The 14023-nt window shown below is 68.9% G+C and carries 14 protein-coding genes; 6 read left to right on the plus strand and 8 right to left on the minus strand.

Annotation, left to right across the window (positions count from 1 at the left end; translation table 11 throughout):
• Positions 1-3: 3 nt before the first annotated feature.
• Both GDJ08_RS19560 and GDJ08_RS19565 read right to left on the minus strand, forming a co-directional pair.
• Positions 4-978 carry a uroporphyrinogen-III C-methyltransferase gene (locus tag GDJ08_RS19560; RefSeq protein WP_136006730.1) on the minus strand — a complete coding sequence of 325 codons (975 nt, stop codon included), beginning with the start codon at positions 976-978 and terminating at the stop codon, positions 4-6.
• A 108-nt stretch (positions 979-1086) separates the two neighbouring features.
• A complete protein-coding gene (locus GDJ08_RS19565) occupies positions 1087-1863 on the minus strand; it encodes a uroporphyrinogen-III synthase (RefSeq protein ID WP_153165544.1) in 777 nt (258 codons plus the stop codon).
• A 40-nt stretch (positions 1864-1903) separates the two neighbouring features.
• On the opposite strand from GDJ08_RS19565, the gene GDJ08_RS19570 reads away from it, so the two are divergent.
• The 5 genes from GDJ08_RS19570 to GDJ08_RS19590 all read left to right on the plus strand — a co-directional run bounded on the left by GDJ08_RS19570 (position 1904) and on the right by GDJ08_RS19590 (position 5019).
• On the plus strand, positions 1904-2374 hold the full coding sequence (locus GDJ08_RS19570; RefSeq protein WP_017355558.1) for a YiiD C-terminal domain-containing protein: 471 nt from the start codon (positions 1904-1906) through the stop codon (positions 2372-2374).
• A gap of 30 nt (positions 2375-2404) precedes the next feature.
• The gene (locus GDJ08_RS19575; RefSeq protein WP_136006726.1) at positions 2405-2836 is read left to right on the plus strand and encodes a hypothetical protein; all 432 of its coding nucleotides are present in this window, start codon (positions 2405-2407) and stop codon (positions 2834-2836) included.
• A gap of 79 nt (positions 2837-2915) precedes the next feature.
• On the plus strand, positions 2916-3353 hold the full coding sequence (locus GDJ08_RS19580; RefSeq protein ID WP_017355556.1) for a rhodanese-like domain-containing protein: 438 nt from the start codon (positions 2916-2918) through the stop codon (positions 3351-3353).
• A 104-nt stretch (positions 3354-3457) separates the two neighbouring features.
• The gene (gene secB, locus GDJ08_RS19585; RefSeq protein WP_017355555.1) at positions 3458-3973 is read left to right on the plus strand and encodes a protein-export chaperone SecB; all 516 of its coding nucleotides are present in this window, start codon (positions 3458-3460) and stop codon (positions 3971-3973) included.
• A gap of 20 nt (positions 3974-3993) precedes the next feature.
• The gene (locus GDJ08_RS19590) at positions 3994-5019 is read left to right on the plus strand and encodes an NAD(P)H-dependent glycerol-3-phosphate dehydrogenase (protein ID WP_017355554.1); all 1026 of its coding nucleotides are present in this window, start codon (positions 3994-3996) and stop codon (positions 5017-5019) included.
• A 228-nt stretch (positions 5020-5247) separates the two neighbouring features.
• Here GDJ08_RS19590 and GDJ08_RS19595 read toward each other — a convergent pair whose 3' ends face one another.
• From GDJ08_RS19595 to GDJ08_RS19605, 3 genes are all read right to left on the minus strand, one after another.
• Positions 5248-5820 carry an OmpO family porin gene (locus GDJ08_RS19595; RefSeq protein WP_026070692.1) on the minus strand — a complete coding sequence of 191 codons (573 nt, stop codon included), beginning with the start codon at positions 5818-5820 and terminating at the stop codon, positions 5248-5250.
• Positions 5821-6069: 249 nt separating this feature from the next.
• Positions 6070-6738 carry a hypothetical protein gene (locus GDJ08_RS19600; protein ID WP_153165545.1) on the minus strand — a complete coding sequence of 223 codons (669 nt, stop codon included), beginning with the start codon at positions 6736-6738 and terminating at the stop codon, positions 6070-6072.
• Positions 6739-6889: 151 nt separating this feature from the next.
• Positions 6890-7528, minus strand: coding sequence for a response regulator (locus tag GDJ08_RS19605; RefSeq protein WP_017355529.1), 639 nt, complete (start codon positions 7526-7528; stop codon positions 6890-6892).
• Positions 7529-7606: 78 nt separating this feature from the next.
• On the opposite strand from GDJ08_RS19605, the gene GDJ08_RS19610 reads away from it, so the two are divergent.
• Positions 7607-11206: an ATP-binding protein gene (locus tag GDJ08_RS19610; RefSeq protein ID WP_153165546.1), complete on the plus strand. Its 3600-nt coding sequence runs from the start codon at positions 7607-7609 to the stop codon at positions 11204-11206.
• A 10-nt stretch (positions 11207-11216) separates the two neighbouring features.
• Here the strand turns inward: GDJ08_RS19610 and GDJ08_RS19615 are convergent, their stop codons facing one another.
• From GDJ08_RS19615 to GDJ08_RS19625, 3 genes are all read right to left on the minus strand, one after another.
• Positions 11217-11603: a c-type cytochrome gene (locus tag GDJ08_RS19615; RefSeq protein WP_051008582.1), complete on the minus strand. Its 387-nt coding sequence runs from the start codon at positions 11601-11603 to the stop codon at positions 11217-11219.
• Positions 11604-11610: 7 nt separating this feature from the next.
• Complete coding sequence (locus GDJ08_RS19620) at positions 11611-13287, minus strand: electron transfer flavoprotein-ubiquinone oxidoreductase (RefSeq protein ID WP_153165547.1); 1677 nt, start codon at positions 13285-13287, stop codon at positions 11611-11613.
• Positions 13288-13516: 229 nt separating this feature from the next.
• Positions 13517-14017: a GNAT family N-acetyltransferase gene (locus GDJ08_RS19625; protein WP_017355525.1), complete on the minus strand. Its 501-nt coding sequence runs from the start codon at positions 14015-14017 to the stop codon at positions 13517-13519.
• Between the last annotated feature and the right edge of the window lie 6 nt (positions 14018-14023).

Here is a 14023-nt window from a genome sequence, read left to right on the forward strand (position 1 = left end):
CGATCATCTCCCATCGCGCATGGCGCGCAGTTGCTGCAGGGTGCTGCCCAGTTCGGGCAGGGTGGGGCGCAGCGTGCGGGTGCGCAGATGCTGCAGTTCACCACGCCGCTCGCGCAGGGCGGGTGAATCCGGCCACAGACGCGGCAGCCACAGTGCCACGCGGTCCAGTGCCTGTTCATAACCGGCCTGGTCGCCGCGTTCGATCGCCGCGCGGGCCAGGGTCAGTTCCAGCTGCAGGGAATCCCACGCCGCGACGCGCTCGGCATCGGTCAGCGGGCCCTGGGTGCGGGTCGGGGTAATGGTCACGAACGGGGCCAGCACCTGGTGCCACCACGGTGTGGCGGCGGTCCGTGCGTCGTCGGCCACCGCGTCCGGCAGGGCGGTCAGTGCCTGGGCGAACGCGGCCAGCGCGGCGCTGGCCTGGGCCCGTGCGCCGGGACCCTGTGCATCCAGCGCGTTGCGCTCCTGCATCAGCGCCTGGCGCAGGTTGAGGTAGTCGCCGCCCTGGATGTCGCCCAGCGCAGCGGCGGCCAGCGCATACAGGCGCTTGGCGCCCTCCACGTCGTCGGCGAAGGCCAGCCGCTGGCCGGCCTGGCTCAGCAGCAGTTCGGCCTCTTCCAGTTGCAGCGCCTGCGCGCCATGCCGGGTGCTGTCGGCGAGCTTGGCCATATTGTCTTCGAGCAGGGCGTTGCGCTGGCTCAGGCCGAGCATCTCGTCGCGCAGCACGCGGTTGGTGGCCGCCGCGTCCTGCACCCGCTGCGAGGTGGAGCGCTGGTCGCGGCGCAGGGCCTCGACGCTGTCGAGCAGCCCCTGCAGCTGCAGGCTCGCGTTTTCGTCGCGCTGCCGGGCCTGGGCCTGCTGCGCCTGCCACTGCGTCCACCCCCACGCGGCACCGCCGCCGGCCACAAGCAGGCCCAGCACCGGAACGATCCAGCGCAGGGGACGACGGGTGGAAGGGGGCGAATCGGCTTCATTCATACAGGCATCCTTGTCGCGCGCGCCGGGCAGTCCGCTGGCTGGCGAGCGACGTGGTGCACAGCATCACCCGCCGCCCGCGCTGCCTGCAAGACCGGTGAAAACGCGGGTTCAGCAAGTTGCGCGTCGTGTGATCGCCCTGTGCGCCGCCTGTACCAGCTGCGCGGGAAGCGGGCCGTCGGCCTGCACCACGTGGACAAAGCCGGCGGCCTCGGCCTGCGTGGCCAGGCGCTCGCTGGCCGCCACCACCCAGGCCTGCCGCAGTGGAGCCTGCAGATCCCCGGGCAGCTCCGCCAGCAACCGGGCCAGTGCGTCGGCGCTGCTCACCGCCAGCGCCCAGGGCGTCGCCGCATGGCGCAGGCGCTGCAGCGTGCGTGGTGACAGCGGCAGCGGCTGCCGCAGATAGACGTCGGCGCGCAGCAGCTGCGCGCCCCGTGCCTGCAGCGTGGCGGCGATGATGCCGCGCCCGCCCGGCGCGGTCACCAGGCCGGCGCGCAGGCCGTCCAGGGTGGCCAGGGCCGGCAGTGCCAGCAGTCCCTCGCTGTCCATCCGCGCCGGGGCCTGGATATCGCGCGCGCCGGCACGCTGCAGGGCCGCTGCGGTGCCGCTGCCGACCGCCAGCCATTGGCCCGGGTGCGGCGCATCGAGCCGGGCCAGGCGCGATGCGGCCACCACGGCGGAGGGGCTGCTGAAGATCACCCGGTCGGCGCCCAGCGCCGCATCCAGCGCGGCACGCGTGGCCGCGTCGCCGCGCGCGCGCAGCGCCCACGGTGAGAGCGCGATGGTCGTGGCGCCCAGCTCGTGGGCGGCGCGGCGCATCGGGGCGTGCTGGCCGCGCGGGCGCAGCGACAACAGGGTCCAGTGCGTCGGATTTGCTTCGGTGTCCATTGCGGGCATTATGCGAGCCCTTCGATGCCGTTGCCCTCCGATGTCCGTTTCCGATTCCCTGCCCGCGCAGCTGGCTGCGCTGCAACACGTGCTGGACCGCATGCCGCCGGTGGCGGCGATGCAGATCCGTGTCCACGACTACCGTGACGGCGTGTTGCGCCTGCAGGCGCCGCTGGCGGCCAACGTCAACGACAAGGGCAATGCCTTCGGCGGCAGTCTGGCCTCGGCCCTGACCCTGTCCGGCTGGGCGCTGGTCACGCTGCGGCTGCGCCTGGCCGGTTTCGATGCCGATGTGTACGTGGCCGACAGCCACGTGCGCTACCTCGCGCCGGTGTACGGCGACCTGCAGGCCGACGCCCAGGCGGACGCGGAATCGGACTGGGACGGCTTCCTGGCCACGTTCGCGCAGCGCGGCAAGGCACGGATCGGCCTCACCGCGCGCCAACCGGGCAGCGCCGGCAAGCCGGCCGCCGAACTCACCGGCCGCTTCGTGGCCTTCGCGAGAGGGTAGGATGGGCGCCTTGCCTATTGGGGAATTCGCATGCGCCGCCTGGTCCAGATCCTGCTCCTGACATCGTTTCTGCTGACCGGCGTGGGGACGCTGGCTGCGGCCGATCTCAGCCGCAAGCAACGTACCGCGCTGGAGGAGGTCCAGAACCAGTACGGCTCCACCATCCGCTGGGGCAACGCCGAGGATGCGCTGGGCTACCTGGACCCGGACTACCGCAAGGCCCACCCGCTGACCGACCTGCAGCTGCGCCGCTACGAGCAGATCCGTGTTTCCTCCTATCGCGAACGCAGCACCGCCGCGCTTCCCGATGGCACCGTGGAGCGCCGGGTCGAAATCGGGGTCATCAACGTCAACACCCAGGCCGAGCGCACCGTGGTGGTCAAGGAAGTCTGGCGCTGGGACCCGCAGGCCAAGCGCTGGTGGCAGGCCGGCGGCCTGCCGGACCTCTGGCAAGGCCAATAATCCCGGCCCCCGTGGCCGCTGGACGCCGCTTCGCCCGCATGTGCGACAATCGGCGCCCGCTTATCGACCCGTGATCTGAGTGAATTACGAAGAGTTGCTGGCCTTTGCCGGCCGAAACCCGATGTTGTCGATGGCCCTGGTCGGCCTGACCGTGGCCATCATCGTGACCGAAGTACGGCGCCTGTTCCGCGGCTACACGTCGCTCAAGCCGGCCGAACTGACCCAGCTGATGAATGCCGGGAACGCGCTGGTGGTGGACCTGTCGTCCAGCAGCGACTTCGAAAAGGGCCACATCGCCGGCAGCCGCAATGCGCAGCCGAGCCAGTTCGGTCCCGAGCACAAGCTGGTGGCCAATGCCAAACAGCGCCCGGTGGTGCTGGTGTGCCGCACCGGCAATGCCTCGGAAACCGCCGCCAAGGCGCTGAAGAAGGCCGGCTTCGAGCAGGTCAACGTGCTTGAAGGCGGCATCCCGTCGTGGCAGCAGGCCGACCTGCCGCTGGTCAAGGGCCGCAACTGATTTCACGTTGATGGCGTTGCGCGCCTTGTGCGCGGCGCCACACGCCCCCATCGCTGGGGATGCAACAATCCATTTTTACAGCATTCATTCTGGAGCTACAGGAAATGTCCGATCAGAACACCAACGGCGCGATCGCGCCGGCCGACGCCGCCACCGGCCCCGCGTTCACCGTCGAGAAGATCTACGTCAAGGACGTTTCGTTCGAATCGCCGAATGCCCCCGCCGTCTTCAACGAAGCCGTGCAGCCGGAACTGCAGCTCAACCTGAACCAGCGCGTGCAGCGCCTGGGCGAGAACGCGTTTGAAGTCGTGCTGGCCGTCACCCTGACCTGCAAGGCCGGCGACAAGACCGCCTACGTGGCCGAAGTGCAGCAGGCCGGCGTGTTCGGCCTGATCGGCCTGGAGCCGCAGGCGATCGACGTGCTGCTCGGCACCCAGTGCCCGAACATCCTGTTCCCGTACGTGCGTTCGCTGGTCAGCGAGCTGATCCAGGCCGGCGGCTTCCCGCCGTTCTTCCTGCAGCCGATCAACTTCGAAGGCCTGTACGCCGAAACCCTGCGTCAGCGTCAGGAACAGGGCGAAACCTCGCTGGCCGATTCCGAGCCGGCCGGCAACGCCTGATCGGCGCTGCGTTCGTTCCGATGAGCAGCCACGCAGACAAGATCGCCGTTCTCGGTGCCGGTTCCTGGGGCACCGCGCTGGCGAGCCTGCTGGCCCGGCACGGTCATCCGACCGTGCTCTGGGGCCGCGACGCCGGCATGGTCGAGGCCATCGACCAGCGCCACGAGAACACCCGTTACCTGCCGGGCATTCCGCTGCCCGCGTCCCTGCGCGCGACCACCGATCTGGCCGCCGCCGTCGCGGGAGCCGCCTGGATCCTGGTCGTGGTGCCCTCGCACGCGTTCGGTGAGACCGTGCGCGCGCTGGCACCGCTGCGGCCCGCCGCAGCAGGCGTGGCGTGGGCCACCAAGGGCTTCGAGCCCGGTTCGGGACGCTTCCTGCACGAAGTGGCGCGCGAGGTCCTCGGGCCGGACGTGCCGCTGGCCGTGGTGACCGGTCCGTCGTTCGCCAAGGAAGTCACCCAGGGCCTGCCCACCGCCATCACCGTGCACGGTGACGACGTGGACTTTGCCCAGCAGGTGGCCGAAGCGATGCACGGCCCGGCCTTCCGCGCCTACACCGGCGATGACATGGTCGGCGCCGAGCTGGGGGGCGCGATGAAGAACGTGCTGGCCGTGGCCACCGGCGTTGCCGATGGCATGCAGCTGGGCCTGAACGCGCGTGCCGGCCTGATCACCCGTGGGCTCAACGAAATGCTGCGGCTGGCTGCGGCCATCGGCGCCAAGCCGGAGACCCTGATGGGGCTGGCCGGACTGGGCGACCTGGTGCTGACCTGCACCGGCGATCTCTCGCGCAACCGTCGCCTGGGCCTGGCCCTGGGACGGGGGCAATCCCTGCCCGACGCGATCCGCGAGATCGGTCAGGTGGTGGAGTCGGTGCAGACCGCCGACGAAGTCATGCGCCAGGCACGCCGCCACGGCATCGACCTGCCGATCTCCGAACGTGTGCGCGCCGTGCTGCATGGCGAACAAACGCCCGAAGAAGGGTTGCGTGCGCTGCTGGCACGCGAACAGAAACCGGAATACCCGGACACGCTGTTCAAGTGATTGTGAAAAACCCCGGCATTGCCGGGGTTTTTTTTGGACCACGCGCGGCCGGAGATGGATCACGTGCTGGACCGCAACGGCCAGAACGCAGAAACCCAGCGTGCGCTGGGTTTGGCGTGGCATACCGACGAGGGCGTGGCCAGAAAAAGTGAAGCCCGGCGTGGAGCCGGGCTTCGTGGCGCAGGGGAGAGAGACCGCGCCATCCAACAGGGTGCTGCGTGACGCCGATTACCAGGTGAAACGCGGGCCGACGAACCATTCCTTGTCGCCGCCCTTGGCCAGCTTCACTTCGCCGCTCAGGCCCCAGTTCTGGTTGAACTTGGCCTGGGCGCCAACGCGACCGTAGAACTCGCCGTCCGGGTTGATGCCGTGCTTCTTGCTGAAGTCTTCGTAGCCGGCCAGCGCGTAGCCTTCGATCATCGGGGTGAACGCGGTGCGCACGCCCACTTCGGTGGCGTAGCCGTTGAAGTCCAGGCCGTGCTTCGGATCGAACTTCTGGTACGCGACGCGGGCCACCAGGTCGGTGGTCGGCGCGATGCCGTAGTTGTAGCCGACACCCACGCGCCACTGGTCGACGTCGGCGCTGCCGCGCTTGGTTTCCTGCGAGTTGTAATCGCCGAAGACATGGAAGTTCGGCGCGATCGCGACCGAGCCCTTGGCAGCCCAGCCATCGGCGTCGCCGCCCTTGGCATCGGTGTTCACGTAGCCGCCTTCAACGTAGTTGTACGACAGGCCGTCGGTTGCCGAAGCAGCGAACGGCAGTGCAGCGAGCAGACCCAGGGCAAGCAGAGAAGACTTCATCATCGGGACACCTTTTTTATTTTGGTTTCATCGCCAGCAGCGCGGGGGAGGGGAGAAGCTGCGCTGCTGGCGACAGGTGTGAATTATCCGTTAGCCACCCCAATCGACCCTGAATATTAAACTGACCAGTACATAAATGTACGAGCCATTCAGGGAACTTGAGTGATCCGCTTTTTAGCGCCCGCAGAAAGCAGAAAAGGCCGCGCATCCGCCCGGCCTTTCCGTACACCGTTGCGGGACGCAGCCGTATCAGCTGCAGGACCCGTCTTCGCCCTGCAGCGAGGCCTCGTCCAGCGGGTGGGTCGTCTCGATCAGCGCACGCTGCGCCCCGCTTGGATCGCCCAGCCACCGCACCTTGCAGTCGGTTACCAGGCGGCCCACCAGCTTCGCCTGCGTCGGCGCGTACAGCATGTCCAGCGCGGTGGTGCTGCACTGATGCGCCTGGCAGGCCGAGTAGTACCACCAGGTCTGGTCCTGCACCTGCAGTGGCCTGCCCGGTGCGCTGGGCCCACTGAGCAGACGCTCGCGCAGCGGCGGCACCGCCGGATCGGTGGATTCGGCGGGCGCGGCGTCCTTCATCAGCGCATCGAATGCAGCCAGCACCCTGGGGTCTGTGCGGCCGCAGTCGTCCACCGTGTTGCCGCCGACCAGAGTGAAAAAGTAGGTCGCCAACGGTGCGTCGGCGCACGTGATGTCGTCGCCGGGGGTGACGTCTGCCGGCTCGCCTTCGTTGTCCCATACCGACGGATCAACGCCCTTCTCGATGTCGTTGTCGTCCTCGGCCAGCGTGGACGCCACTGGCGTCGCTTCTGCCGCAGGTGCCGATGCAGGTGCGGTTGCATCGGCTGTTTCCGGCGTCTGCCCGCAGGCCGCCAGCACGGCGACCATCAGTGATACCGACATGAAGCGCATCTTCATTCCCTGTCCTGTTGCGTCCTGGTGGATGTCCTGCCGTGATCGCCCCTGCAGCGCCCGGCGGGGAGGCTGATTGTAACCAGGGGTGGCAGGCGACGCCGGCACGATGTCCGGCATTGCAGAAGCGCGCAGCGCGGATCAGGGGCGCTGTCGCTCAGAGGTGGCCGTCGCGCAGGTAGTCGAACAGTTCGGCGTCGCCCTTCAGGCCAAGCTTCAGCATCGCATCGCCCTTCTGGCGGCTGATGGTGCTCACGCTCTTGTGCAGCTGCAGAGCGATCTCCTTGACGGTGAGGCCGGTGCCGAGCAGGCGCAGTACCTCCACTTCGCGGGGTGAAAGCTCTTTGTGGCCCTCGTCATCGACGCTCTGCGTGCCGATCGCGTCAATGCGCTCCTTCAGCGTGCGGCTGACGTACGGTGTGCCGCGCTGCACGGTCTGGATCGCCAGCGGCAGCTCTTCCATCGAGGACGCCTTGTCGACCAGGCCGAGCACGCCGGTGGACTTCACCATCCGCAGGATCGCCAGGTTGTTGGATACGCTGAGCATCAGCACCGGCAGGTCCGGAAAGCGGCGGCGGATCATCCCGATCATGGCGAAGCCGTCGGCCTGCTGCCCGCCGGGCATCGAGTAGTCGGTGACCAGCACATCGCAGGGGAAAGACGACAATGCCCGCATCAGCTCTTCGACGGTACTGGCCTCGGCAACGACGCGACCGACGCCGCTGGTCTCGATCACGGCCTTGGTGCCGATCCGGACGACGGGGTGGTCGTCGGCGATGATTATGCGCAGGGTCATGGACTAGTATTGCCTCAAAGGCAGCCGCCCGTGGGGTCGTGCTGGGGTGGAAACTTCATTCTAGGGAGATCAGGCCGCATGCGTACCCGGATCGCCCGCTGGGTGCTGATGCTGGCCGTCGTGCTGGGCGTGCCGGCGCCGCTCTCCGCTGCAGGCAACCCGGCCCTGGCGCCGACGGTACCGCCGCGCCAGAGCGAGTGGCTTGAGCGGCACCCTACCATCATCCTTGGCCTGTACGACAGCGGCTGGCCGCCCTTTGAGGCCATCGAGGAGGGCAAGCCGGTCGGCCTGGGCTACGACTACCTGCAGGCGGTGGCCGAGCGCCTGGGCGTGACGGTGCAGGTCCGCCTGTATCGCAATTGGACCGAGGTGCTGGATGCGGCATGCCGGGGCGAGGTCGACGTGGTGATGAACGTCGCGCTGACGGCCGACCGCACCCGCTGCATGGTCTACACCCGGGCCTACCTGGATGCACCGCTGGCGCTGGTGGCGCGCCCGGATGACACCCGCACCTCCACCGACCCGGACCTGCGCGGCCTGCGCGTGGTGACCGAAGAGGCCTTCGTGACCAGCGACCAGGTGCGTGCCCGCTTCCCGGCCGCCCGCCAGGTGAGCGCGGCCAACACCGCCGGGGCGCTGACGATGGTGACCCGGGGCGAGGCGGATGTGTACATAGGAAACGCCTATGTCGCTGCGGCGGTGATCGAGCAGGAACACCTGACCGACATCAGCGTGCTGCGCCCCAGCGATCTGCCGCCGGAGCGCCTTCACTTCGGCGTGCCGCATGCCAAGCAGCCGTTGGCCGAGGCGCTGGACACCGCACTGGCCAGCCTCGGCCAGGCCGAACGCGACACGATCGCGCGGCGCTGGCTGCGTACCCCGCAATGGTCCACCCAGTCTCGGCTGATCCTGGGCAACGCCGAACGGCGCGTGCTGGCGACACCGCTTCGGATGGGGTTCGCGCCGAATGCGACACCGCTGGGATTCATCGATGCCAACGGGCATGCCAGCGGCGTGGCCGGCGACTACCTCAAGCAGCTGCGCATGGTCGGCGCCCACCTGATCCGGGTGCCCGCGCACGACTGGTTCGAGGTCCGTGAGCAGGCGCGCCGCGGCGATGTCGATGTGGTGCTCGGGATGCCCAACGACTCGGCCTACCTGGGGCCGGACTGGGTGTTCAGCCAGCCCTTCATCACGGTGCCCAACGTGATCGTGACCGCCACCGGCAGCGCGTCGGTGCTGGACGTGGCCGACCTGGACCGGCTCAGCATTCTGCTGTCCGATCCGGACCGGCTGCGCGGCTATATCCTGCAGCACGCGCCCAACGCCCGCATTGTGCCGGCGCGCAGCGCCGAGCAGGCCCTGGCGCGGCTGGCCAATGGCGATGCCGATGCCTACGTCGGCAACCTGGCGCTGGTCGACCGCATCGTGCGCGAGCGCTACCCCGCCCAGCTGCATGTGGCCGCGCCCGCCGGCTTCAACGATCAGTTCTCGCTCGCGGTCAAACGCCAGTACGCCCCGCTGGCCACCACGTTCGACCGCGTGCTGGTGAACATGACCCCGCGCGAACACGAGGCCATCCGCAACGACTGGCTGTCGGCCGAGTACCGCAGCGGCATCGACTGGCGCGACGCGGTGCGCTGGGCGGTGCCGATCGCGCTGATCCTGCTCACCGCACTGCTGGTGCATGGCTGGGGCTACCTGCGCCTGCGCCGCGAAGTGGCCACGCGCCGGCGTGTGGAGCAGCGGCTCGCCGAGGTGACCGACAACCTGCCCGCCATTGTCTACCAGGCCCGCCGCGGTGCCGACGGGCGCCTGTCGCTGCCCTACATCGTGGGTGACATGGAAGCGATGTTCGGCCTGAGCGCGGCCGAGGCGATGGCCGACGAGAGCCGGGTGATGGCCCAGCTCGACGCGCAGGACCGCCCGCGCGTACTGCAGGTGCTGGAGCGCGCCGCGCTCGACTTCACCGGGCTGGATATGGAGTTCCGCACCTACCCGCGCGGCGTGCTGCACTGGATCCGCGCCCGCGCGCTGCCGTATGCCGCCGAGGATGGCGCGGTGCTGTGGAGCGGGTATTGGGTGGATGTCACCGAAGCCCGTGCGCAGGCCGACGCTTTGGCCGACGCCAAGGCCGCTGCCGAGCGCGCCACGGCGGCCAAGGCGGACTTCCTGGCAACGATGAGCCACGAGATACGCACGCCGATGAGCGGCGTGCTGGGCATGCTGGAGATGCTCTCGCACACGCAGCTGGATGCCGAGCAGCGCAAGGTGATCGAGGTGATCGAGGACTCGGCGCAGATGCTGCGGCAGATCCTCGATGACATTCTGGTGTACTCGCGCATCGAGGCAGGCGCGCTGCCGCTGGAGCCGCGTCCGGTGGCGCTGCCATCGCTGCTGGACAATGTGCAGCAGCTGCTGGCGCCACAGGCCTCGGCCAAGGGGCTGCAGTTGTCGCTCCGGGTGGACGACGCGGTGGCCGCGCTGCACCTGGCCGACGGCGTGCGCCTGCGCCAGATCGCGTTCAACCTGCTCAGCAATTCCATCAAGTTCACCGAGCAGGGACAGGTCGCCATCACGCTGGACTGTGTGGAGAACCTGGACGACGCACAGCGGTTGCGCCTGGTCGTGACCGACACCGGTATCGGCATCTCCGCCGAACAGCGCGAGCGGCTGTTCAAACCGTTCGCACAGGCTGAGGTGGGCACCAGCCGCAAGTACGGCGGCACCGGTCTCGGGCTGAGCATCTGCCAGCGGCTGGTGGCGCTCATGCATGGCCAGCTGGAGATGCACAGCGTGCCCGGCGAGGGTACGCGGGTGACGGTGGAGCTGACGCTGCCGCGCCTGCCCGGCGAGGGCCACGCCGACATCGGGCGGATGCCGGTACCGGAGGTCGAACCGCTGCCGGCGGCGCTGGCGGAGCGCCGCATCCTGGTGGTGGAGGATCACCCCACCAACCAGGTGCTGATGCAGTGGCGGCTGCAGCAGCTCGGCATGGCCCACGAGCTGGCCGAGGACGGTGAACAGGCGCTGGCGAAGCTGGCGTCCACCGGGTACCACCTGGTGATCACTGACTGCCGCATGCCGGTGATGGACGGGTACCAGATGACCCGCCGCCTGCGCGAACGCGAACGCGACAGCGGCGCCACCCGGGTGCCCGTGATCGCCTTGACGGCCAGTACCCTGGACGCGGATGTGCAACGCTGCCGTGAGGCCGGCATGGACGATGTGCTGGCCAAACCGGTGGCGCTGGCCACGCTGCGGCAGATTCTGCTGCGCTGGTTGCCAGGCGGCAGCGACGGCCGCGACGGCAGCGTGGATGCGACGGCACCGGTGCCGGCCGCGCTGCCGGGTGCTCTGCCCGGTCGCGCCGCCATCGAGGCCCGGTTCGGTTCCGGCCACGTGGCGCAGGTATTGATCGACAGTATGCGCGAGGCGACCGAGGCCGATCTGCTGCGCGGCCGTTCGGCGGTACAGGCGCAGGATGCAGCGGTGCTGACCGACGTGCTGCATCGCATTGCCGGTGGGCTGGGGACGCTCGGCGCCGATGCCCTGGCAGTGCAGGCGCAGGCCCTGATGGCGCAGGTGAAAGAGGTCGGAACGCCGGCCGTGGAGGCATCGCTGGCGGCCTTCGAACGCCAGCTCCGTGACTACCTGCAGGCGCTGCAGGCACAGTGAGGCGCGGGTCTCAGCGTTGCTGCTGCAGGTACTCGATCACCTGGCGGCGCCGCTGTGGATCGGCGGTGGCGTTGACCATGCGTGTACCGGGCACCACGTGCGTGGGCGAGCGCAGGAACGTATCCAGGGTCTGCTCGTTCCAGGTCAGCCCGGCCTGCTGCATCGCCGGCGAATAGGGGTAGCCGGCGACACTGCCGGCGCGGCGGCCGATCACGCCGTGCAGGTTCGGCCCGAAGCGATGCACGCCTCCGGCGTTGACAGTGTGGCAACCGGCGCAGATCGCGAACGCGCGCTGCAGTGCCTGCTGGTGCACCTGTTCGGGCGTCTGCGGCGCGCGCGCGCAGGCGGCCAGCCACAGGCTGGCCACGATCACGCAGGAAAGACGCTTCCGGTACACGTCCGGATCACATCGCCGGGTAGTTGGGGCCGCCGCCACCTTGCGGGGTCACCCACACGATGTTCTGGGTGGGGTCCTTGATGTCGCAGGTTTTGCAGTGCACGCAGTTCTGCGCGTTGATCTGCAGCTGCTCCTGGCCCTCGGCGCCGACGAACTCGTACACGCCGGCCGGGCAGTAGCGCGCTTCCGGCCCGGCGTACTCGGCGAGGTTGACCCGCACCGGCACGCTGGCGTCTTTCAGCGTCAGGTGGCTGGGCTGGTCTTCCTCGTGATTGGTGCTGCTCAGGAACACCGAACTGAGGCGGTCGAAGGTGAGCACGTTGTCCGGCTTGGGATACACGATCCGGGTGTGCTGCGACGCCGGTTCCAGGCACTCGTGGTCGGCCTTGCTGTGGCGCAGCGTCCACGGCGGGTTGCGGATGCCCAGCTTGGGCAGCAGCCATTGCTCGATGCCGGTCATCAGCGTGGCCACGGTGCGGCCCTTCTTGAACCACTGCTTGAAGTTCTTGGACTGCTTGAGTTCGTCATGCAGCCAGCTGCTCTCGAACGCGGCGGGGTAGGCGCTGAGTTCGTCGCGCTGGCGCCCTTCGGTCAGCGCATCGAACGCGGCATCAGCGGCCAGCATGCCGGTCTTGATCGCCGCATGGCTGCCCTTGATGCGGCTCGCGTTGAGGTAACCCGCTTCGCAGCCGACCAGCGCGCCGCCGGGGAAGACCGTCTTGGGCAGCGACAGCAGGCCGCCGGCGGTGATCGCACGCGCGCCGTAGGCGATGCGCTTGCCATCCTCCAGGTGTTTGCGGATCGCCGGATGGGTCTTGAAGCGCTGGAACTCCTCGAACGGGCTCATCCACGGATTGCGGTAGTCCAGACCGACCACAAAACCGACCGCGACCTTGCCGCCGTCGGCGTGGTAAAGGAACGAGCCACCGTAGGTGTCGCTGTCCAGCGGCCAGCCGGCGGTGTGCACGACCAGGCCCGGTTCGTGCTTGGCCGGGTCGATCTGCCACAGTTCCTTGATGCCGATGCCGTAGGCCTGCGGATCCTTGCCGGCATCGAGCTGGTAGCGCGCGATCAGCTGGCGGCCAAGGTGGCCGCGCGAGCCTTCGGCGAAGATCGTGTAGCGGGCATGCAGTTCCATGCCACGCTCGAAGTTGGGACCGTGCGTGCCATCCTTGCGGATGCCCATGTCGCCGGTGGCCACGCCCATCACCGCACCGGTCTCGTCGTACAGCACCTCGGCGGCGGCGAAGCCGGGGAAGATCGCCACGTCCAGCGCCTCGGCCTGCTGGGCCAGCCAACGGGTCACTTCACCCAGGCTGATGATGTAGTTGCCTTCGTTGTGGAAACACTCCGGCAGCAGCGCGTTGGGCGTGCTGCGCGCGCCGTCCGGGCTGAGGAACAGGAATTCGTCGCGGGTGACCTTCTGCTTCAGCGGTGCGCCGCGCTCGGCCCAGTCGGGGAACAGTTCGGTCAGCGCGCGGGTATCCATGATCGCACCGGACAGAATGTGCGCGCCGGGTTCGGAGCCCTTCTCCAGCACGCATACGGACAGCTCGCGCCCGGCCTCGATGGCACGCTGGCGCAGCCGGATCGCGGTGGCCAGGCCAGCGGGGCCGGCGCCGACGATCACCACGTCGAATTCCATGGCTTCACGCGGGGGCAGGGCGGTGGTTTCTTCGCTCATCGGGGTGCGTAACTCTTGGGTAGTGCCGACCCGGCCAAGGCCGGCGGCGGTTGCCTGGGAATCGCGCGAGGCTGCACCGCGCAACTGCTGGATCAAGCTGTCAGGGTACCGGCACGCGACGATTCCGCCTAGGTCGCCACCGGTGGCGCGGTGGGCCCCGCAGCTCGCAACGTCGGATGGTGCGCCGCATCAATTCAACGGGTGGTGGCAGCGTATGGCGCTGCGCGGCTCAGCCGGTCGCATCGAAACCGGCGTGGTAGCGCACGTCGGCATCGGGACTGTCACCGCGCAGCCGCCGCGACTGGAAGTACGCGGCGGGAATGCCGGGCAGCCGCAGGCGCGGATCGGCCTCGAAGCCGAAGCGCGCGTAATACGCCGGATCGCCGAGCAGCACGCAGCCCGCAGCGCCGCGGGCCTGCAGCGCATCGATAGCGGCCTGCATCAGGGCGCTGCCGATGCCACGGCCCTGCTGCGCGGGCAGCACCGAGATCGGGCCGAGCCCATACCAGTCGGTGCTGCCGTCGCTCAGTTCGACCGGCGACAGCGCGACGTGGCCCAGCAGCGCCGCGCCCTCTTCGGCAACCAGCGAAACCGACAGCGCACCGGACCGGCGCAGCGCATCGACGATGAACGACTCGGTGTGGCTGCTGTGGGGCGCGTCCTGGAAGGCCTCGCGGGTGAGGGCATGGATGGCGTCGATGTCGTCGGGGCGTTCCGCGCGGATCTGCATGTCCGG

Origin of the sequence: Stenotrophomonas nematodicola (genome assembly GCF_009467805.1) — a bacterium.
Classification (GTDB): domain Bacteria; phylum Pseudomonadota; class Gammaproteobacteria; order Xanthomonadales; family Xanthomonadaceae; genus Stenotrophomonas; species Stenotrophomonas nematodicola.